The sequence below is a fragment of the Streptomyces peucetius genome (assembly GCF_025854275.1).
GTDB lineage: Bacteria > Actinomycetota > Actinomycetes > Streptomycetales > Streptomycetaceae > Streptomyces > Streptomyces peucetius_A.
In genome coordinates this window covers 5,442,458-5,461,323 of sequence record NZ_CP107567.1, presented here as the reverse complement: position 1 = coordinate 5,461,323, position 18,866 = coordinate 5,442,458, and the positions used below count along the sequence as shown (strand labels likewise).

Here is an 18,866-nt window from a genome sequence, read left to right as displayed (position 1 = left end):
GGCGAAGCCGCTGTGGTTCACCCGCCCGCCGGGACGGCACTGCGTCAGAAGCACTCGACGCCGGGGCCGTCGCCCTTCTTGAGCTTCATGCTCAGGCCGCTGAGCTTGAAGGATGCGGCCGTGGTCGCCCAGGCCTTCTGCTCGACGTTGTCCAGCGTGGCCACCCTGGCCTGCTGGGCGAAGCCGTTCTGCATGATGGACGAGTCCTTGACCTCAGGGCCCTTGCCGCCCTTCCGACGGTCGGTGTCCTTGGCCGCGACGCCGATGTCGATGTCCTCGAACTTGGCGTCGGCCTTCAGGTCGGTGACGTCGAGGTAGAGGTTTTCGGCGACGACCGGCTTACCGCCCTTGCCGGCCTCCAGGCGCAGGGTGATCTTGCCCAGGCCCGGGACGTCGGTGACCACCGACTGACACATGTTGTGGATCTTGGCGTCCCGGAACGTCGAGATGGCGACAGGCCGCGGGGCCTTCGCTTCGCCTTCCTTGACGTTCGTGTACCCCATGTCCACGCCGCCGTACTGGGCGAATCCATGACCCACGAGGTGGCCGGCCTTGACCTTGAACTCCTGGCCCGACACCGCGAAGGACGCGGCGAGCGCCCCCTGTGCCAGGCCGACGCCTATCGCGGCCGTCGCGGCCACGCTCGGCACCATGACAAGGGCGAACCGCTTCCATCTGGTTCCACCACGAGCCATAGACTCCATGACTTTCCTCCTTCTCGGACGTACATCTCCGGTCCGGGCCTCGGGCCCGTCCTGGGATGGGAGAAGTGCTACGTCCTCGGGAAGGAGAGCGCCCGCTCTCTCAGGCGCGATGTGCGTCCGAAAGACACCGGCGATCACCCCCGAGCGACAACCACTGGTCGCGCCTGACTCATCACGCACAACCTGTCGGACAGGCCCTGCCGTTCCTGTGGCAGGAACCCCCCTGTCCGCGACCGGCGCCACTGTCGCCGATCGGCCCGGTGGGGACCCAAGGGGCCGCGGCACGGCTGGGAGCCGGGCTGGTGCGGTATTGGACCGAGCGTCGCCGATCGTTGTCCATTCCAGGCCAGGGCACAAGGGGGTTCATTACTGGGCAGTAATGCCCCGATAACCCCGCCACGACCGCACGATGTCACGCGAGCACGCTCGGTACGGTCCCCACTGCCGTCAGATGGGGCGATAGACGGCGATAACCAGACAGAATCAGAGGGTTGTTGTACTGCGAGTAACACCGCTCGACGTTTACCAAGTTTCGGCAAAGCCGGGTCGGGTTTTGTCGCTGTGTCGCCAAAGCGGCGGTGACGCCACGTCAGCGCCACCGCCACAAATCCGCCGTAACGGGATCCTCGGGACACCCTTGTCATAACGGCTGTCAATGAAGCGTCAACAAAACGCCCTCTACCCGCCGGTGAAACATCCGGGACTCCCCAGGACCGGTCCGGAGGCTGGCCTCAGAAGAGCACGCGCGCCAGCGCCTGTCGCGCCGCCGTCACCCGCGGGTCGTCGGGACCGACCACCTCGAAGAGCTCCAGCAGCCGCACCCGCGCCGCGTCGCGCTCGTCGCCCGCCGTACGGCGCACCGTCTCGACGAGCCGGCCGAAGGCGTCCTCCACGTGACCGCCGACGAGGTCCAGGTCGGCCGCGGCGATCTGCGCGGCGGCGTCGGCCGGGTTGTCGGCCGCGTCCTGGCGGACCTTGCCCGGGTCCATGTCCTTCACCCGGCCCAGCAGTTCGGCCTGCGCGAGGCCGAGCTTCGCCTCCGTGTTGCCCGGATCGTCCGAGAGCACGTTCCGGTACGCCTGGATCGCGCCGCCGAAGTCGCCCGCGTCCAGGGCCTGCACTGCCGCTTCGAGCAGTGCGTCGTACGGGCCGGCCGGCACGGGGGCCTGGTCGGCCTCGCCCGACGCGTCCGCGTCGACCGCGATGCCGGTCAGGCCGAAGCGCTCCTCGGCCACCTGCACGAGCTGGTCCAGCGTCTGACGGATCTGGGCCTCGGGGGCCGCGCCCTGGAAGAGGGGCAGCGCCTGGCCGGCCACCACCGCGAAGACCGCGGGGATGCCCTGGATCCCGAACTGCTGCATCAGCATCTGGTTGGCGTCGACGTCGACCTTGGCGAGGACGAAACGGCCGTTGTACTCGGCGGCGAGGCGCTCCAGCAGCGGGCCGAGCTGCTTGCACGGCTCGCACCACTCGGCCCAGAAGTCGATGACGACCGGGACCTCGGTGGAGCGCTGGAGGACGTCGCGCTCGAAGTTCGCCTCGTCGGTGTCGATCACCAGGGCGGCGGGGGACACGGCACCGCCACCACCCTGACGCGCGGATTCGGCCCTCGCCTGCTCCGCCTTGGCCTTGGCCTCGTTGGCCGCCTTCACCGCGGCGAGGTCGACGACGCCGCTCATGGACATGTTCCTAGGCTGCATGCGTACATCCTCCCCCTTCCGCGCGCCCATGTGAAAAAGTCGGCGCCAGGTCCCCACCTCGGCGCCTCGTGGCTGTCGCGACGAGCCGGTCACGGCTTTCGCTACGAGCCGTAGCGTATCGGCGCACGACCCGCACCGTGAAGGGTTTTCCGGTGAGCTGCCTCACAGCCGCCTTTCTCCTTACCGGCGGGTATGGTCGCGGGCATGTCCAGCAGCACCTCCCCCGAACCCCCGCGTACGGGTCGTACCGGGCGTCCCCGCAGCGCCGAGGCCGACGCCGCGATCCTGGAGGCGACCCGCGCCTCCCTCGTGGAACTGGGCTGGTCGAAGCTGACCATGGGGGACGTGGCGGCACGGGCGGGGGTGGCCAAGACCACTCTGTACCGCCGTTGGGCGAACAAGAACGAACTGGTCGTCGACGCGGTCGCCGTCCTCTTCGACGAGCTCGAGCTCCCGGACCGCGGCAGCCTCGCCGCGGATGTCGAGGGCGTCGTCCTGCAGTTCGCCGATCTGCTCGGCCGGCCCGAGACCAAGACGGCGCTGATGGGCGTCGTCGCCGAGTCGACGAGGGACGAGGCGCTGCGCGGCCGGATCCGTTCGGCGATCGTCGAACGGCAGAAGCGACTCGTCCTCGAGGGGCGGGAACGCGCTCAGGCCCGCGGCGAGCTGCAGTACGAGGGCGACCCCCGGGCGGCAGCCCGCAACACGGACCTGATCTTCGACGTGGTGGCGGGCGCGGTCGTCCACCGGACGCTGGTGAGCGCGGAACCGGTGGACGAGGAGTGGGCGCGCCGCTTCACCGTCCTGCTGGTGTCGGGGCTGGGCTCCCTGAACACCTAGCGGAGGGCTCAGAAGCCGGGCGGCTCCGTGTAGACGCCCCACTCGTCGCGCAGCGCGTCACAGATCTCGCCGAGCGTGGCCTCCGCCCGCACGGCGTCGAGCATCGGGCCGATCATGTTGGAGCCGTCACGGGCGGCGGCCAGCATGGCGTCGAGCGAGGACCGTACGAGCGCGTCGTCGCGGCGGCCCTTGCGGTCGGCCAGCACCCGCACCTGCTCCCGCTCGACCTCGTGGCTGACCCGCAGGATCTCCAGGTCGCCGGTGACGGAGCCGGTGGCGGTGTTGACGCCGACGACCTTCTTGTCCCCCTTCTCCAGCGCCTGCTGGTAGCGGAAGGCGGACTCGGCGATCTCGCCGGTGAACCAGCCGTCCTCGATGCCGCGCAGGATGCCGGAGGTAATGGGACCGATCGGGTGCTGCCCGTCGGGGTGCGCCCGGCGGCCGCGCTCCCCGATCTGGTCGAAGATCTTCTCGGCGTCGGCCTCGATGCGGTCGGTGAGCTGCTCGACGTACCAGGAACCGCCCAGCGGGTCGGCGACGCCTGCGACGCCGGTCTCCTCCATCAGCACCTGCTGGGTGCGCAGCGCGATCTCGGCGGCCTGCTCGCTGGGGAGGGCGAGGGTCTCGTCGAGGGCATTGGTGTGCAGGGAGTTGGTGCCGCCGAGGACCGCGGACAGGGCCTCGACGGCCGTGCGCACGACGTTGTTGTACGGCTGCTGGGCGGTGAGGGAGACACCGGCGGTCTGGGTGTGGAAGCGCAGCCACTGCGCCTTGTCGGTCTTCGCGCCATACACCTCCTTCATCCAGCGCGCCCAGATCCGTCGTGCGGCACGGAACTTGGCGATCTCCTCGAAGAAGTCGAGGTGGGCGTCGAAGAAGAACGACAGGCCGGGCGCGAACGTGTCGACGTCCAGACCGCGGGACAGGCCCAGCTCGACGTAGCCGAAGCCGTCGGCGAGGGTGTACGCGAGCTCCTGCGCGGCCGTCGCCCCGGCCTCGCGGATGTGGTAGCCGGAGACCGACAGGGGCTTGTACGCGGGGATGCCCTGCGCGCAGTGCTCCATCAGGTCGCCGATGAGACGCAGATGCGGCTCGGGCTGGAAGAGCCACTCCTTCTGCGCGATGTACTCCTTGAAGATGTCGGTCTGCAGGGTGCCGTTGAGCACGCCGGGGTCGACGCCCTGGCGCTCGGCGGCGACCAGGTACATGCAGAAGACCGGGACCGCCGGGCCGGAGATCGTCATCGACGTCGTCACGTCGCCGAGCGGGATGTCCTTGAAGAGGACCTCCATGTCGGCGGCCGAGTCGATGGCGACACCGCAGTGGCCGACCTCGCCGAGGGAACGGGGGTCGTCGGAGTCGCGGCCCATGAGGGTGGGCATGTCGAAGGCGACGGAGAGCCCGCCGCCGCCGGCGGCGAGGATCATCTTGTAGCGCTCGTTGGTCTGCTCGGCGTTGCCGAAGCCGGCGAACTGGCGGATGGTCCAGGTGCGGCCGCGGTAGCCGGTGGGGTGCAGTCCGCGGGTGAAGGGGTACTCACCGGGCCAGCCGATGCGCTCGAAGCCCTCGTACGTGTCCCCGGGGCGGGGGCCGTAGACCGGCTCGACCTCGTCCCCGGAGAGCGTGGTGAAGTCTGCGTCCCGCTTGCGGGCCTTGTCGTAACGGGCCTGCCAGCGTCGGCGGCCTTCCTCGATCGCTTCAGCGTCCATACCCACGAATTTACTAGGACGTCCTAGTAAATGTCGATGGCAAAGCGCCGCGAGCCCGCTCGCGGCGCTTTGCGGCTGCTACGCGTCCGCCGTCGCGGCGGCAGGCTCGCCGGCGATCAGGGCGCGTGCCTCGCGCGTCACCTTCGGCTCGACGAAGAAGGACGCGAAGGGGATGCAGCCCGCGGCCAGCACCCACAGCAGCTTTCCGAACGGCCACTTCGCCTTGGAACCGAGATCGAAGGCGAAGATCACGTAGACGATGAAGAGCACACCGTGGATCTGCGAGATCAGCATGGTGTCGCCGGTGTCGAACCCGTACTTCATGACGATGGCGCCCGTGAACACGAGGAGCCACACGGCAGTGATGTACGCCATCACCCGGTAGCGGGTCAGCACGGTTTGTTTCATGCCCACGAGCGTAACCGCCCGGGAAATCCCCGCGGCGGCGGGGAGCAGACCTGCGCGATCACCCGTTATCGCGTCAGGACCGGGCCATCCCCCTGGGGCGAGGGTACGGGCGGATCACAGGCGTTCGGCGTATCGGACTGCCTCAGCCCTTGTCCTCGAAGTCGTGGGCCGCGACCCGCAGCGGGCGCAGCATCGCGAAGATCTCCGCGCACTCCTCCGCGTCGTACGTGCCGAGGCCGAAGTCCATCGCCATCAGCTCGCGGGTGGCGGCCTCCACGACCTCCCGGCCCTTGTCCGTGATCGAGGCGAGCGTGCCGCGGCCGTCGTTCGGGTTGGGCCGCTTGTCGACCAGGCCGGACCTCACGAGCCGGTCGACCGTGTTCGTCACCGAGGTGGGGTGCACCATCAGCCGCTCGCCGATCTTGGACATCGGCAGCTCACCCGCCTTGGAGAAGGTGAGCAGCACCAGCGCCTCGTAGCGGGCGAAGGTCAGTCCGTACGGCTTGACCACGGCGTCGACCTCGGCGAGCAGGATCTGGTGGGCGCGCATGATGGAGGTGATCGCCGCCATCGACGGCACGGGGCCCCAGCGCTGCTGCCACAGCTCGTCGGCGCGGGCGATCGGATCGAAGGGAAGACTGAGCGGCTTCGGCACGGCACCGACCTTACCGACTGGTCACATGGTGGTCAGCCCCGTCTCGCCCTTCGGTCCTTCAACCGTTTCATCGGACGGTCGGGCCGCGCCGCTCCGGCGCGCCTCGACGACGAGCGCCAGCGAGCACAGGGTGCCCAGCACTCCCGCCCCGGTGACGACGGCGTGCACCGGCCAGAACTCCGCCGCCAGCCCCGCCAGCGCCATGCCGACGCCCTGGATCGTCATCAGCCCGGCCGTCATCAGCGTCATCGCCCGGCCGCGCAGCTCGTCGGGGACCGCCTCGACGAACCACTGGTCGAGGCCGATGACGTACGCCGCGCCCACACCGGTCAGGGCCAGCAGCGCCAGGGTCCACGCCAGGCCGGGGCGCACTGCGTAGCCCAGCAGCGGCAGCAGGCCCGCGGCGGCGACGGGCAGCACGATCTTGGAGCGGGACCGAGGGCTCAGCACCGACCCCGCGTACAGCTCGGCGGCGATGTGGCCGACCGGCATCGCGCACATCAGGAGGCCGAGGAAGGCGGGACCGACGCCGAGTTCGTGGGCGTACGGCGCGGCCAGCGCCTCGGGAGCGACGACGAACATGGCGGGCAGCCAGAACAGCAGCAGCAGCACGCGGATCCGGCGGTCGCGCAGGATCAGCCGGGCCCCGGCGAGCGAGTCCGCGAGGAGCGCGCCGCCGCCGCTGCCCGAGCGCGCGGGACGGTCCTTCGTGCCGAACCGCAGCAGCAGCGCCGAGCAGAGGAACGTCACCGTCGTCACCGCGATCGCCTGCCGCGGCGAGAGCGCCGTCAGCAGCAGACCGCCCGCCCCGAACCCGGCGAGCAGCGCGCTCTGGGAGACGATCCGCAGCAGCGAGCGGCCCAGCACGTACAGCTCGCCCTCGCCGAGGATGTCCGTGAGCGCCGCCATCCGTGTGCCGGTGAAGACGGGTGACACGGCGGCGACGGCGCAGCGCAGCGCGAGCAGGCCGCCGACGGGGGTGCCGGGCAGCACCATGACCGCCACGCAGGCGGCGCACACCAGGTCGCAGACGACGAGCACCCGCCGGGCCGGGTACCGGTCGGCGACGCCCGCGAGGAGCGTTCCGCCGAGGAGGTAGGGGAGGAAGCCGAGCGCGAAGGTGAGGGCGCTCAGGAGCGGCGAGCCGGTGAGGTCGTACACGAGCACGGTGAGCGAGATCTCGCTGACGACGACGCCGAGCAGGGACAGGACGTGCGCGGCGAACACGGCACGGAACTCCCGTACGGCGAACACGGCCCGGTAGCCGGCGCGGGGCGACGAGGGCGGTGACGGGCGCGGAGGCGTCCTGGTGTCGTCGGACGAGGGAGGCGAAGGGGACTCGGTCGGCATGCGGATCAGCGTCGCGCCGCCGGCCCCGCTCCCCCTAGACTTTCGGCTCACGCCGAATCTTCCGGGCCGGGTGCCATGCCGTTCCATCTCCACTTCGCCGAACAGGACCTGCTCCACTGCCGGTTCGCGATCTCCCCGCTCTGGGAGACCCAGGAGGCGGTCCGCACCCTCGCCCGCCCCGAGCGCCACGGCTACCACCTGCCGTGGCTGCGGGGGATCCGTGCGGCGGCGGCCGGGATCGACCTGCGGCCCCTGTGGCTGCTGATGCCGTCCGGGGGCGGCCACAACCCCGACTTCTTCTGTCCGCCGCCGCTCGGTCCGGCCGTGCCGTTCGAGGAGGAGCTCGCGGTCGTACGGGCGACTTTGCCGAAGACGGCGCGCGACGACATGGCGGCCGCCCTCGCCGCGACGCCAGGCGCGGCGCACAGTGCGCTGGGCCGCTCCCTGCTCGCGGACCCGGCCCGTACGGTCCGGCGGCTGGCGGATCTGCTGGAGCAGGTCTGGCACACGCTGATCGAGCCGGAGTGGCCACGGCTGCGCGCGCTGCTGGAGGCGGATGTCGCGTACCACTCACGGCGGCTGGCGGAGGGCGGCTTCGGGCGGCTGGTCGGGGAGTTGAGCCCCCGACTGGCCTTCGAGGACGCCACCCTGAAGATCGACGGCATGCGCGGGAACCATGTGCGGTCGCTGGGCGGCCAGGGTCTGGTGCTCATGCCGAGCGTCTTCTGCTGGCCGGATGTGATCAGCGGCTTCGAGCCGCCGTGGCAGCCGGCGGTCGTGTATCCGGCGCGCGGTATCGGTGGTCTGTGGTCGCCGCCGCAGGACCGCACGCCGGAGGCCCTGGCCGCGCTGCTCGGCCGGGCGAGGGCGGACGTGCTCCGCACGCTCGACGAACCGGCGTCGACGTCGGCGCTGGCGCGGCTGCTCGGGCTGGCGCCCTCGACCGTGTCGGCGCATCTCTCGGTGCTGCGGGCGGCGGGCCTGCTGACCTCGCGCCGCTACGGCCACCAGGTGCTGTACGAGCGGACCCCGCTGGGCATCACTCTCGCCGGACCTCAGCCGGGCGGGTCCTGACCCGGGCACGCACCTGGGCGACGAGTACCCGACCGACAAACCGGCGGTGGGCAAGGGCGTACCTGGAGCGCCCGGCATCGGGGCGGCACGGTTCACGACCGTGATCGTGCCACGGGCCCCTCAGGCACCCGCATCGCCTCCGGCGGCGGCGCGCAGGCGGTTGCCCCGCTCGCCGAGCACCCACTTGACCGGGATCAGCACCGCCCACCACAGCTTCGCGCCCGTCGGGGACACGAAGGCGAGCGGCACGGCGACGGCGAAGACCAGCGCCGTCGCCGCGAGATCGGCCATGTCGTTGCGGCGGACGCGCTCGGACGGCGCCGCACCGGCCAGCCACGGGCGTTTCCACAGCGCGATCGTCAGAGCGAGTTGGGAGACCCCCATGACGGCGACGGCGCCGGAGTAGACGGCCACCGACGAGGACAGGTCCCCGTACTCGGCCAGCAGCGTCGTGGGGAAGGGCATCAGAGCGATCAGCCCCAGGCCCAGCAGGCCCAGTTTGACGACCGTTCCATCCACCTTCTCGACGTACCGGAAGAGTTGGTGGTGGCCCCGCCAGAACGCGGCGATGACCACAAAGCTGAGCGCGTACGCCCAGACGCTGGGCATCACGTCCGCGAGCGCCTCCTCGAAACCGTCGGGATCCAGCCCGACGGGCAGTCCGATGTCCAGCGCCAGCAATGTCATCGCGATGGCGAACACGCCGTCCGACAGTGCGAGCAGCCGGACCGCGCTCCCCTCGTCGTCCCGCACGCGCTGGTGACCCGTCACGCTGCCTCACCCTAGGGGCAAATGCCCCTGAATACCCCGATTTGAGCCCGTGTGGCGCAGGGCCGGGGCACGAACGCGCACGACCCGGGGCCACCGGGCGGCCGGTACGTGATGCGCCCGGCGCCGGGCGGCCGGGGCGCAGACGTGTCGCGCTGACGCCCGCCCCCCCCCTGCCGGGCCCGTGGCGTGACCACCCGCCGGGCTCAGGCGGAGAGGTGCCGTTCGACGGTGTCGACCTTGGAGGTGAGGCCGTCGGTGACGCCGGGCCGGATGTCGGCCTTGAGGACGAGGGAGACGCGCGGGGCGCGGGCCTCGACGGCGGCGACCGCGCGCTTCACCACGTCCATCACCTCGTCCCAGTCGCCCTCGACGGAGGTGAACATGGCGTCCGTACGGTTGGGCAGCCCCGACTCCCGTACGACGCGGACCGCGTCGGCGACGTACTCGCCCACGTCCTCGCCGACGCCCAGAGGCGTGACGGAGAAGGCGACGATCATGCGTCGACCGCGTCCTCGCGGCGGGCGCGGGAGGCGATGACCGCGTCGTCGGCCTCGCGCTTGAGCCTGCGGTCGGCGAAGAAGCCGCCGAAGGGCAGGACCGAGAGGACGAAGTAGAGGGCCGCGGTCTTCACGTCCCACTTGGTGCGGTTCCAGGCGTCCAGCCAGAAGAGCACGTACAGGACGAAGAGCAGACCGTGGACCGCGCCCATCACCGGCACCGCGTTGAAGTCGGTCGTGCGCTTGAGCACCGAGCAGACGAGCAGCAGGAGGAAAGAGACGGCCTCCGGCACGGAGACGAGGCGCAGGCGGTGGAGGGAGGCGGCGGTCTTGATGTCCACGGTTCACCTTCGTTGGCGATGGTCGGGCGGCGGCATGGATCTTGTGAATGCATGCACAAGCTTCCGGACCATTGTGGCAGGCCACGTTGCGAACTCTTTGTCAGGGTCCGGATCCTTCTCCAGGACGCTGTCCGGGTCCGTTCTCACCGGATAACGTCGGGCCCGTGGCAATGTTCCGGGTCCAAGAGGGCAAGGTGCTCGCGGTCGACATGGCCGGCGACACCGTCAGAGCGAAGAACGGGTCGATGGTCGCCTACGACGGCCAGATGGCCTTCAAGAAGATGACCGGCGGCGGTGAGGGCATCCGCGGGATGGTCACGCGCCGCCTCACCGGCGAGCAGATGACCATGATGGAGGTGAAGGGGCAGGGCACCTGCTACTTCGCCGACCGGGCGAGCGAGATCAACCTGGTGCAGCTGCACGGCGACACGCTGTACGTCGAGTCCAGCAATCTGCTGTGCACCGACGGCGGTCTGCGCACCGGCACGACCTTCACCGGACTGCGCGGGGGCGCGAGCGGCAACGGCCTGTTCACGACCACCGTCGAGGGCACCGGACAGGTGGCGATCATGTCCGACGGCACGGCCGTCGTGCTGCGGGTGACACCCCAGTACCCGCTCTCCGTCGATCCCGGCGCGTACATCGCCCACCAGGGCAATCTGCGGCAGGACTTCCAGTCCGGCGTGACGTTCCGCACCTTCCTCGGCGAGGGCGGCGGTGAGGCGTTCCAGATCCGCTTCGAGGGCGACGGACTGGTCTATGTTCAGCCGAGCGAGCGGAACACCCTCGGAGGGGACGTCTGATGCCGTTCCGCGAGATCAACTCGAAGATGGTCGAGGCCACCGTGACGCCCGGCCAGAAGATGTTCAGCCAGCGTGGCGCGATGCTCGCCTACAAGGGCGAGGTCAGCTTCACGCCCAACATGACCGGCGGCCAGGGCGGACTGGCGTCGATGATCGGCCGGCGGGTGGCGAACGAGGCGACCCCGCTGATGACCGTGGAGGGCAACGGCACGGTGATGTTCGGCCACGGCGGCCACCACATCCAGGTCGTACAGCTGACCGGCGACACCCTCTACGTGGAGGCCGACCGGCTGCTCGCCTTCGACGGCACCCTGCAGCAGGGCACGATGTTCATGGGCTCGGAGGGCGGGGTCATGGGCATGGTGCGCGGACAGGTGTCCGGCCAGGGCCTGTTCACCACGACCCTCAAGGGGCACGGCGCGGTCGCGGTGATGGCCCACGGCGGCGTGATCGAGCTGCCGATCACACCGTCGAGGCCCGTCCATGTGGATCCGCAGGCGTATGTCGCGCACCACGGCGACGTACGGAACAAGCTGTCCACGGCGCTCGGCTGGCGCGACATGGTGGGACGCGGCTCGGGCGAGGCGTTCCAGCTGGAGCTGAGCGGCAGCGGAGCGGTGTACGTCCAGGCGTCGGAGGAGAAGCTGTGAGCACCCCGGTGATTTTCGATCCGACGACGCTGCCGAGCGACGACAACGTCAACTCCTACACCTTCTGCGTGGAGCTCAAGGGCTCCCAGTGGTTCCTGCAGAAGGGCAAGATGATCGCCTACTACGGGCAGATCGCCTTCAACGGAATCGGCCACGGCCGCCTCGACCGGCTGATGCGGACGTCGTTCCACTCACCGCTCCACGCGAGCGACTGGGTGGTGGCGGAGGGCAGCGGGAAGATGCTGCTGGCCGACCGTGCGTTCGACGTGAACTCCTTCGATCTCGAGGACGGAAACCTGACGATCCGTTCCGGCAATCTGCTGGCGTACCAGCCTTCCCTGGCGCTGAAGCAGTCGATCGTGCCGGGGTTTCTGACGCTGATCGGCACCGGCAAGTTCGTGGCGGCGTCGAACGGTCCGGTGGTCTTCATGGAGCCGCCGATCCGGGTGGACCCCCAGGCCTTGGTGGGCTGGGCGGACTGCCCCTCTCCCTGCCACCACTACGACCACGGCTACATGACCGGTGTCATGGGCGGCGTGCGGGCGCTGACCGGTATCGGCGGGGCGTCGGGCGAGGAGCACCAGTTCGAGTTCGTCGGGGCGGGCACGGTACTGCTGCAGTCGAGCGAGGCGCTGATGCCGGAGCAGCCGACCGGCACGGTGGGTTCGGAACCTGGCGTTCCGGGCGCCCACGGGCCGGCCGGTGCGGCCGGCCGGCCCGGTTCCGCACCGCGCCTTCCCGGCCAGCTGGGGGACCTCCAGCGTCGCTTCGGGCTGTGAGCGGTAGTCTGCGGAGTGTGACGTCGAACGTCTGCGCCCCCGTACACCCCTGGGTGTACAGGTGCCGGACGTCACATCCCCCGACTTCGTCCGCTTTTCAACTTCTTAGGTAGAATCCATATATGGAGACCGAGACGGCCACTCGCTGGCTGACCGATGACGAGCAGCGCACCTGGCGCACGCATCTGGAAGTCAACAAGCTGCTGATGCACCAGCTCGAGAAGGACCTCCAGCCGTTCGGCCTGACCATCAACGACTACGAGATCCTGGTCAACCTCTCCGAGTCACCGGACCGGCGGATGCGGATGAGCGATCTCGCGGCGGCCACGCTCCAGTCCAAGAGCCGCCTCTCCCACCAGGTCACCCGTATGGAGAACGCCGGACTCGTGCGGCGCGCGAACTGCGAGTCGGACCGGCGCGGCCTGTACGCCGTGCTCACCGACGACGGCGTCGCGACCATGCAGAAAGTGGCGCCGCACCATGTGGCATCCGTGCGCAAGCACTTCATCGACCTGCTGTCGCCCGAGGCGCTCGCCGACCTGCGGGAGTCGCTGACACCGGTCGCCGAGCATCTGCGCGGCCGGCGCGGCAAGCTCTAGCCGGCTGCCCGACTGCCTACCTGCCTGTCGCGGCAGGTTGTGTTCCTGGCGTCAGCGACCACGGTCCGCGTCCGGCAGGGTCAGCTCGAAAAGCGCCCCGCCGGACGCCGACCGGCCGACCGTAAGCGTCCCGCCGTGCCGTCGCGCCACGTCCCGGGCGATGGCCAGACCAAGCCCGGCGCCGCCCTCGTCCCTGGTGCGGGCGTCGTCGAGACGTACGAACCGTTCGAAGATCCGCTCGCGGTCCTGCTCCGGCACTCCCGCCCCGTCGTCCGCGACGGCCAGCACGATCCGGCCACCCTCTCGGCGGACCGACGCGGCGACCGAAGTCGCCGCATGACGCTGGGCGTTGTCGAGCAGGTTACCGACGACCCGGGCCAGCTGGCCGCGTGACCCGGCCACGTGCAGCCCCTCGGCCACCGTCACCTGCACCGGCAGACGGTCGCCGGTCCTGCGGGCCACCTCCTCCGCCAGCAGCTGCGCCGGGTCCAGCAACGCGTGCCCCGGCCGCTCCCCCGCGTCCAGCCGCGCCAGCAGCAGCAGATCCGCCGCCAGTTGCTGAAGCCGTACGGTGTCCTCCACCGCGCCGGGCATATCCAGCAACTCGGGATGCGCGGCGCCCACTTCGAGCTGTGTACGCAGCGAGGCGATGGGGCTGCGCAGCTCGTGCGAGGCGTCCGCGACGAAGCGCCGCTGCCGCTCGACGGATGCCTCCAGGGCCGCCAGGGTCTCGTTCGTCGTACGGGCGAGCCTCGCGACCTCGTCCCCCGAACCGGGCTCGGGGACACGGCGTCCGAGGTCCTCGGAACGGGTGATGGCCGCCATCTCCCGCCGGATGCCCTCCACGGGCCTCAGCGCGCGCCGGGTGACCAGCCACGTCACACCGCCGACGACGGCCAGAAGCAACGGCAGGCCGACGAGCATCGCGTCGCGCACGGTGGTGACCGCCTCCTGCTCGGTCGTCAGCGGCGCGCCCGCGTACACGGTCACCGTCCGGTCGTCGTCGAGGCCCACCTCGACGGCGGCGAACCGGAAGTCGGCGCGGTCGCCGTCCACGGTGGCGGTACCCGAGCCGAAGCGGGGGTCGTCGGAGGAGACCTGGCCCCGGTCGGAGTTGTCGTCGTCATCGTCGTCACCGCCGCGGTCCGTGGCGGCGGACTGCGGACGGACGTCCGTGCTTCCGGTGCCGTCGATCGCCTCCAGGTGCTCGCTGACGGCGAGCACCCGCCCGCCGTCGCCGACGACCTGGACCGGACGTTCGTCGTCCTCGTCGGGCAGCTCCAGCCGGTCGTACGGCACGCCGAGCGCGATCTGGGACGCCACGTCCCGCGCGGCGACCTCCGCCTGAAGGTCCGTCCGGTCGATCAGGTTGGCGCGCAGCGACAGCAGTACGGCGGTTCCGGCCGCGACCAGGGCGACGGCGACGACGAGGGTGGCGCCGAGGGCGGCCCTGGCCCGTACCGACCTCATGGCGCCTCCTCCGCGGTCTGCGCCTGCGCATCTGCCTGCGCATCTGTCTGCGCTTCGGCCTTTGCCGAGACCGCCACCAGGCGGTAGCCGGCGCCGCGAACGGTCTGGATCCGGTCGGCGCCGAGCTTGCGGCGCAGGGCGCTGATGTAGACCTCGACGATGTTCGGATCGCCCTCGTAGGCGAAGTCCCAGACGTGTTCGAGGATCTCCGGCTTCCCGACGACCTCGCCGGTGCGGGTGACGAGCTGCTCCAGCACCGCGAACTCCTTCGCCGTGAGTGTCACTTCCTCATCGCCGCAGTGGACGCGGCGGGCGGCCGTGTCGACCCGCAGGTCCCCCGCCACCAGGACCGGCGAACCGCCGCCCCTGCCGCCGCGCCGCCGCAGCAGCGCCTTGACGCGGGCGACGAGGACGACGTACGAGAACGGCTTGGTGAGGTAGTCGTCCGCGCCGGTGTCGAGGCCCTCCGCCTCGTCGTACTCGCCGTCCTTGGCGGTCAGCATCAGGATCGGCACGTCGTGACCGGCCGCGCGCAGGGCCGCGCAGACGCGGTAGCCGTTCATGCCGGGCAGCATGATGTCGAGCACGACGAGGTCGTGCACGCCCTCGGCCGCCCGGTGCAGCCCTTCGAGACCGTCGTGGACGACGTCCACGGCATAGCCCTCGGCCGACAGCCCCGCGGCGAGGGACAGGGCAAGCCGCTTCTCGTCCTCCACGATCAACAACCTCATGCGCTCAGGGTCGCAAACCGCGGCTGAAGAACTCTTCAGGTGCCTTCAGGCTGCGTTCAGCCTTGCGCGGCAAGAGTGGTTCCCGTCGCTGAACGAACAGTCCGAACGGGAGGACCCCAAGATGAAGCGCAACCTGGTGATCGCGACGGTGGCGGCTGCGGTGCTGGTGGGAGGCGGTACGTACACGGCTGCGGCACTGGCCTCGGACGACGCGCCGGCGTCGACGGCGTCGCGCTCAGCCCAGGACCGGAACGACGACCGGGCGGCCGAGCGGCCCGCGGGCAGCATCACGGCCACCGAGGCGGTGACGGCGGCCCTGAAGCACACCCCGGGCGCGGTGGACTCGGTGGACCTCGACGACGACGGAGCGGCGCACTGGGAGGTGGAAGTCGTCGGCAAGGACGACCGCGAGCACGAGCTGAAGGTCGACGCGAAGAGCGGCGCGCTGCGGGAGGACGACGACGATGACCGCGACGACGACGGCGACAGGGACGACGACGACCGTGCCGCGCTGCGCGCTGCCTCGGTGGACGCCCGCGAGGCGGCCCGGGCGGCGCTGAAGGCGCACCCCGGCGCGACGGTGACGTCGGTCGACTTCGACGACGACGCTGCGGCGCACTGGGAGGTCGAACTGGGCGACGGCAAGGAGGTGTCGGTCGACGCGAAGTCGGCGACGGTCACGAACGACCGCGCGGACGACTGACGCTTTCCCCTCCCCGCCCTTCCCCGAAACCGGGGGCTCCTCCCCCTAGGCCCGGCGGCCTGGGGGGACCCCCACCGAACCCCCGCGCCTCAAACGCCGGCGAGGCTGCATGTGCCCGGCCGGCCTGGTTTGCCGCGCAGCGGCATATCCAGCCCGGCCGGTGTTTGAGGCCACCGTGCGAAGCACGGTACGGGCCGGGGCGGAGCCCCACTCCCCCGCCCGCAGGGCGGGACAGGGCCCGGGGCCTGCCCCGGTTCAGGAAGGGGCCGGGAAGGGAAACCGGCCCCGGCCTACGACTGCGTCAGGCCCGCCACCAGCTCGTCCGCCGCCCGGTACGGGTCCAGCTCGCCCGCGACGATGCGTTCCGCGAGCGCGCCCAGGCGCCGGTCGCCGTGCAGGTCGCCGATGCGTTCCCGGAGCGCCGTGACCGCGATCGTCTCGACCTCCGTCGCCGCCCGGCGGGCCCGGCGCTCGGCGAGGACGCCGTGTTCCTCCATCCACGCCCGATGCTTTTCCAGCGCCTCGACGACCTCGTCGACACCCTCGCCCCGCGCGGCGACCGTCTTCACGATCGGCGGGCGCCAGTCGCCGGGGCCGCGGGCCTCGCCGAGGCCCAGCATGTGGTTGAGCTCGCGGGCCGTCGCGTCCGCGCCGTCGCGGTCGGCCTTGTTCACGACGTACACGTCGCCGATCTCGAGGATGCCGGCCTTCGCCGCCTGGATGCCGTCGCCCATGCCGGGCGCGAGGAGCACCACGGACGTGTCGGCCTGGGAGGCGATCTCCACCTCGGACTGGCCGACGCCGACCGTCTCGACGAGGATCACGTCGCAGCCGGCCGCGTCGAGGACGCGGATGGCCTGCGGCGCGGACCAGGCGAGGCCGCCCAGATGGCCGCGGGTGGCCATGGAGCGGATGTAGACGCCCGGGTCGGAGGCGTGCTCCGACATGCGGACGCGGTCGCCGAGCAGCGCCCCGCCCGAGAAGGGCGAGGACGGGTCGACCGCGAGGACGCCGACCCGCTTCCCGGCCTTGCGGTAGGCGGAGACGAGCGCGGAGGTCGACGTGGACTTGCCGACGCCCGGCGAGCCCGTCAGGCCGACCACGTACGCGCCGCCGGTCAGCGGCGCGAGTGCCGCCATGACCTCCCGGAGCTGCGGGGACGCCCCCTCGACGAGTGAGATCAGCCGGGCCACGGCCCGCGGCTTGCCCTCACGTGCCTGAGCGACCAGTTGGGGGACGTCCACCACCATCGTGCTGCTCCGATTTCTCTAGGACTACTTGGCCGGGACGCGGACGATCAGCGCGTCGCCCTGACCGCCGCCGCCGCACAGCGCTGCCGCGCCGACGCCGCCGCCGCGGCGCTTGAGCTCCAGCGCCAGGTGGAGCACCACACGGGCGCCGGACATGCCGATCGGGTGGCCGAGCGCGATCGCGCCGCCGTTCACGTTCACCTTTTCCGGTGTGACGCCGAGGTCCGTCATTGACTGGTGGGCGACGGCCGCGAACGCCTCGTTGATCTCGATGAGGTCCAGGTCGGAAACGTCCAGGCCCTCCTTCTTCAGCGCGTGCCGGATGGCGTTCGACGGCTGGGACTGGAGCGAGTTGTCCGGTCCGGCGACGTTGCCGTGGGAGCCGATCTCGGCGATCCACTCGAGGCCCAGCGCCTCGGCCTTGGCCTTGCTCATCACGACGACGGCCGCGGCGCCGTCGGAGATCTGCGAGGACGTGCCGGCGGTGATGGTGCCGTCCTTGGCGAACGCGGGGCGCAGCTTGCCGAGCGACTCGGCGGTCGTCTCGGGGCGGATGCCCTCGTCCTTGGAGAAGAGGATCGGGTCGCCCTTGCGCTGCGGGATCTCGACGGGCGTGATCTCGGCCTCGAAGAGGCCGTTCTTCTGGGCGGCGGCGGCCCGCTGGTGGGAGAGCGCCGCGATCTCGTCCTGGACGGCGCGCGGGATGCCGAGGCGGGTGTTGTGCTTCTCCGTCGACTCACCCATGGGGATGCTCTCGAAGGAGTCGGTCAGGCCGTCGTGCGCCATGGCGTCGAGCATCTCGATCGCGCCGTACTTGTGGCCCTCGCGGGACTTCGGCAGCAGATGCGGCGCGTTCGTCATGGACTCCTGGCCGCCGGCGACCACGATGTCGAACTCGCCGGCGCGGATCAGCTGGTCGGCGAGCGCGATGGCGTCGAGTCCGGACAGACACACCTTGTTGATCGTGAGAGCGGGAACGTTCATGGGGATGCCCGCCTTGACGGCCGCCTGGCGTGCCGGGATCTGGCCCGCACCGGCCTGGAGCACCTGGCCCATGATCACATACTGCACCTGATCGCCGCCGATACCCGCCCGGTCGAGCGCGGCCTTGATGGCGAAGCTGCCGAGGTCGGCGCCGGAGAAGGACTTGAGCGAGCCGAGCAGGCGGCCCATGGGCGTGCGGGCTCCCGCGACGATCACGGAGGTGTTACCGGTCGTTCCTGACATGAGGACGATCCCCTTTCAGCCGCGGCTGAGGAGTGAACGAGGGTTTACTTCAAATGTACTGAGCGGTACGGCTCCGGGTCACCGGCCGACCGGTGTGATGGCGAGCACGTTGCGTAACCACCCCCGGTGGCGCTGCACTGTTTCCATGCTGACGCGAATCGACCACATCGGGATCGCCTGCTTCGACCTCGACAGGACCGTCGAGTTCTACCGGGCCACGTACGGCTTCGAGGTGTTCCACTCGGAGGTCAACGAGGAGCAGGGCGTCCGGGAAGCCATGCTCAAGATCAACGAGACGTCCGACGGCGGCGCCTCCTACCTCCAGCTGCTCGAGCCCACCCGCGAGGACTCCGCGGTCGGGAAGTGGCTGGCCAAGAACGGTGAGGGCGTCCACCACATCGCCTTCGGCACCGCCGATGTCGACGCGGACGCGCAGGACATCCGTGACAAGGGCGTACGGGTCCTCTACGACGAGCCGCGGATCGGTTCCATGGGCTCCCGGATCACCTTCCTCCACCCCAAGGACTGTCACGGCGTACTCACCGAACTCGTCACGTCTGCAACGGAGCACTGACCTGAGGTTTCCCGGCCCGGTAGAGTGGGCC

General features: G+C 70.6%; 20 protein-coding genes and 1 pseudogene. 8 read left to right on the top strand and 13 right to left on the bottom strand.

The genetic code is table 11. The features are described 5' to 3' along the window. Positions 1-44: 44 nt before the first annotated feature. The gene (locus OGH68_RS25285) at positions 45-704 is read right to left on the bottom strand and encodes a DUF6230 family protein (RefSeq protein ID WP_264247258.1); all 660 of its coding nucleotides are present in this window, start codon (positions 702-704) and stop codon (positions 45-47) included. 731 nt (positions 705-1,435) lie between these two features. Continuing rightward, entirely contained in the window at positions 1,436-2,404 is a 969-nt protein-coding gene (locus tag OGH68_RS25280) for a tetratricopeptide repeat protein (RefSeq protein WP_264247256.1), read from the bottom strand. Between the two features lie 204 nt (positions 2,405-2,608). On the opposite strand from OGH68_RS25280, the gene OGH68_RS25275 reads away from it, so the two are divergent. Then, positions 2,609-3,244: a TetR/AcrR family transcriptional regulator gene (locus OGH68_RS25275; protein ID WP_413471028.1), complete on the top strand. Its 636-nt coding sequence runs from the start codon at positions 2,609-2,611 to the stop codon at positions 3,242-3,244. Between the two features lie 8 nt (positions 3,245-3,252). Here the strand turns inward: OGH68_RS25275 and OGH68_RS25270 are convergent, their stop codons facing one another. The 4 genes from OGH68_RS25270 to OGH68_RS25255 all read right to left on the bottom strand — a co-directional run bounded on the left by OGH68_RS25270 (position 3,253) and on the right by OGH68_RS25255 (position 7,366). Further along, entirely contained in the window at positions 3,253-4,953 is a 1,701-nt protein-coding gene (locus tag OGH68_RS25270; protein ID WP_264247253.1) for a methylmalonyl-CoA mutase, read from the bottom strand. Between the two features lie 78 nt (positions 4,954-5,031). Next, on the bottom strand, positions 5,032-5,361 hold the full coding sequence (locus OGH68_RS25265; protein WP_264247252.1) for a DUF3817 domain-containing protein: 330 nt from the start codon (positions 5,359-5,361) through the stop codon (positions 5,032-5,034). A 142-nt stretch (positions 5,362-5,503) separates the two neighbouring features. After that, a complete protein-coding gene (locus OGH68_RS25260; protein WP_264247251.1) occupies positions 5,504-6,016 on the bottom strand; it encodes a MarR family winged helix-turn-helix transcriptional regulator in 513 nt (170 codons plus the stop codon). A 21-nt stretch (positions 6,017-6,037) separates the two neighbouring features. After that, complete coding sequence (locus OGH68_RS25255; RefSeq protein ID WP_264247250.1) at positions 6,038-7,366, bottom strand: MFS transporter; 1,329 nt, start codon at positions 7,364-7,366, stop codon at positions 6,038-6,040. Positions 7,367-7,441: 75 nt separating this feature from the next. Here OGH68_RS25255 and OGH68_RS25250 point away from each other — a divergent pair, with 75 nt between their 5' ends. Continuing rightward, a complete protein-coding gene (locus OGH68_RS25250) occupies positions 7,442-8,440 on the top strand; it encodes an ArsR/SmtB family transcription factor (RefSeq protein WP_264247249.1) in 999 nt (332 codons plus the stop codon). Positions 8,441-8,560: 120 nt separating this feature from the next. Here OGH68_RS25250 and OGH68_RS25245 read toward each other — a convergent pair whose 3' ends face one another. The 3 genes from OGH68_RS25245 to OGH68_RS25235 form a co-directional block, all read right to left on the bottom strand. Next, the gene (locus OGH68_RS25245; RefSeq protein ID WP_264247248.1) at positions 8,561-9,211 is read right to left on the bottom strand and encodes a TMEM175 family protein; all 651 of its coding nucleotides are present in this window, start codon (positions 9,209-9,211) and stop codon (positions 8,561-8,563) included. A 203-nt stretch (positions 9,212-9,414) separates the two neighbouring features. Continuing rightward, positions 9,415-9,708, bottom strand: coding sequence for an MTH1187 family thiamine-binding protein (locus OGH68_RS25240; protein ID WP_264247246.1), 294 nt, complete (start codon positions 9,706-9,708; stop codon positions 9,415-9,417). Beyond that, a complete protein-coding gene (locus OGH68_RS25235; RefSeq protein ID WP_264247244.1) occupies positions 9,705-10,049 on the bottom strand; it encodes a DUF3817 domain-containing protein in 345 nt (114 codons plus the stop codon). Before OGH68_RS25235 ends, OGH68_RS25240 begins: the two co-directional genes overlap by 4 nt. A 170-nt stretch (positions 10,050-10,219) precedes the next feature. On the opposite strand from OGH68_RS25235, the gene OGH68_RS25230 reads away from it, so the two are divergent. From OGH68_RS25230 to OGH68_RS25215, 4 genes are all read left to right on the top strand, one after another. Beyond that, positions 10,220-10,852, top strand: a complete 633-nt coding sequence (locus tag OGH68_RS25230; RefSeq protein WP_264250281.1) for an AIM24 family protein — start codon at positions 10,220-10,222, stop codon at positions 10,850-10,852. Further along, positions 10,852-11,502, top strand: a complete 651-nt coding sequence (locus OGH68_RS25225; RefSeq protein WP_264247242.1) for an AIM24 family protein — start codon at positions 10,852-10,854, stop codon at positions 11,500-11,502. Before OGH68_RS25230 ends, OGH68_RS25225 begins: the two co-directional genes overlap by 1 nt. Then, entirely contained in the window at positions 11,499-12,281 is a 783-nt protein-coding gene (locus tag OGH68_RS25220) for an AIM24 family protein (RefSeq protein ID WP_264247241.1), read from the top strand. Before OGH68_RS25225 ends, OGH68_RS25220 begins: the two co-directional genes overlap by 4 nt. Before the next feature lie 122 nt (positions 12,282-12,403). Beyond that, a complete protein-coding gene (locus tag OGH68_RS25215; RefSeq protein ID WP_264247240.1) occupies positions 12,404-12,880 on the top strand; it encodes a MarR family winged helix-turn-helix transcriptional regulator in 477 nt (158 codons plus the stop codon). Between the two features lie 51 nt (positions 12,881-12,931). On the opposite strand, the gene OGH68_RS25210 is transcribed toward OGH68_RS25215, so the two are convergent. Further along, positions 12,932-14,350, bottom strand: a complete 1,419-nt coding sequence (locus OGH68_RS25210) for a sensor histidine kinase (RefSeq protein ID WP_264247239.1) — start codon at positions 14,348-14,350, stop codon at positions 12,932-12,934. A 71-nt stretch (positions 14,351-14,421) separates the two neighbouring features. Then, positions 14,422-15,081 (bottom strand): annotated as a pseudogene (locus OGH68_RS25205) (response regulator transcription factor); the annotation flags it as partial. Between the two features lie 121 nt (positions 15,082-15,202). Here OGH68_RS25205 and OGH68_RS25200 point away from each other — a divergent pair. Further along, positions 15,203-15,784 carry a PepSY domain-containing protein gene (locus OGH68_RS25200; protein WP_264247238.1) on the top strand — a complete coding sequence of 194 codons (582 nt, stop codon included), beginning with the start codon at positions 15,203-15,205 and terminating at the stop codon, positions 15,782-15,784. Between the two features lie 290 nt (positions 15,785-16,074). Here the strand turns inward: OGH68_RS25200 and meaB are convergent, their stop codons facing one another. After that, entirely contained in the window at positions 16,075-17,031 is a 957-nt protein-coding gene (gene meaB, locus OGH68_RS25195) for a methylmalonyl Co-A mutase-associated GTPase MeaB (protein WP_264250279.1), read from the bottom strand. Positions 17,032-17,058: 27 nt separating this feature from the next. Continuing rightward, complete coding sequence (locus tag OGH68_RS25190; RefSeq protein ID WP_264247237.1) at positions 17,059-18,261, bottom strand: acetyl-CoA C-acetyltransferase; 1,203 nt, start codon at positions 18,259-18,261, stop codon at positions 17,059-17,061. A 145-nt stretch (positions 18,262-18,406) separates the two neighbouring features. Between OGH68_RS25190 and mce the strand changes: the two genes are divergently transcribed. Further along, positions 18,407-18,835 (top strand): methylmalonyl-CoA epimerase, encoded by a 429-nt coding sequence (gene mce, locus OGH68_RS25185; RefSeq protein WP_005311803.1) that lies wholly within the window; start codon positions 18,407-18,409, stop codon positions 18,833-18,835. The last annotated feature ends 31 nt before the right edge of the window (positions 18,836-18,866 follow it).

Excerpts from the sequence above, each read along its gene's own strand:
- OGH68_RS25250 (WP_264247249.1), top strand. The coding sequence starts at position 7,442 with ATGCCGTTCCATCTCCACTTCGCCGAACAGGACCTGCTCCACTGCCGG.
- OGH68_RS25230 (WP_264250281.1), top strand. The coding sequence starts at position 10,220 with ATGTTCCGGGTCCAAGAGGGCAAGGTGCTCGCGGTCGACATGGCCGGC.
- OGH68_RS25210 (WP_264247239.1), bottom strand. The coding sequence starts at position 14,350 with ATGAGGTCGGTACGGGCCAGGGCCGCCCTCGGCGCCACCCTCGTCGTC.
- OGH68_RS25225 (WP_264247242.1), top strand. The coding sequence starts at position 10,852 with ATGCCGTTCCGCGAGATCAACTCGAAGATGGTCGAGGCCACCGTGACG.
- OGH68_RS25275 (WP_413471028.1), top strand. The coding sequence starts at position 2,609 with ATGTCCAGCAGCACCTCCCCCGAACCCCCGCGTACGGGTCGTACCGGG.
- OGH68_RS25200 (WP_264247238.1), top strand. The coding sequence starts at position 15,203 with ATGAAGCGCAACCTGGTGATCGCGACGGTGGCGGCTGCGGTGCTGGTG.
- OGH68_RS25280 (WP_264247256.1), bottom strand. The coding sequence starts at position 2,404 with ATGCAGCCTAGGAACATGTCCATGAGCGGCGTCGTCGACCTCGCCGCG.
- mce (WP_005311803.1), top strand. The coding sequence starts at position 18,407 with ATGCTGACGCGAATCGACCACATCGGGATCGCCTGCTTCGACCTCGAC.
- OGH68_RS25270 (WP_264247253.1), bottom strand. The coding sequence starts at position 4,953 with ATGGACGCTGAAGCGATCGAGGAAGGCCGCCGACGCTGGCAGGCCCGT.
- OGH68_RS25190 (WP_264247237.1), bottom strand. The coding sequence starts at position 18,261 with ATGTCAGGAACGACCGGTAACACCTCCGTGATCGTCGCGGGAGCCCGC.
- OGH68_RS25215 (WP_264247240.1), top strand. The coding sequence starts at position 12,404 with ATGGAGACCGAGACGGCCACTCGCTGGCTGACCGATGACGAGCAGCGC.
- OGH68_RS25255 (WP_264247250.1), bottom strand. The coding sequence starts at position 7,366 with ATGCCGACCGAGTCCCCTTCGCCTCCCTCGTCCGACGACACCAGGACG.
- OGH68_RS25265 (WP_264247252.1), bottom strand. The coding sequence starts at position 5,361 with ATGAAACAAACCGTGCTGACCCGCTACCGGGTGATGGCGTACATCACT.
- OGH68_RS25240 (WP_264247246.1), bottom strand. The coding sequence starts at position 9,708 with ATGATCGTCGCCTTCTCCGTCACGCCTCTGGGCGTCGGCGAGGACGTG.
- OGH68_RS25285 (WP_264247258.1), bottom strand. The coding sequence starts at position 704 with ATGGAGTCTATGGCTCGTGGTGGAACCAGATGGAAGCGGTTCGCCCTT.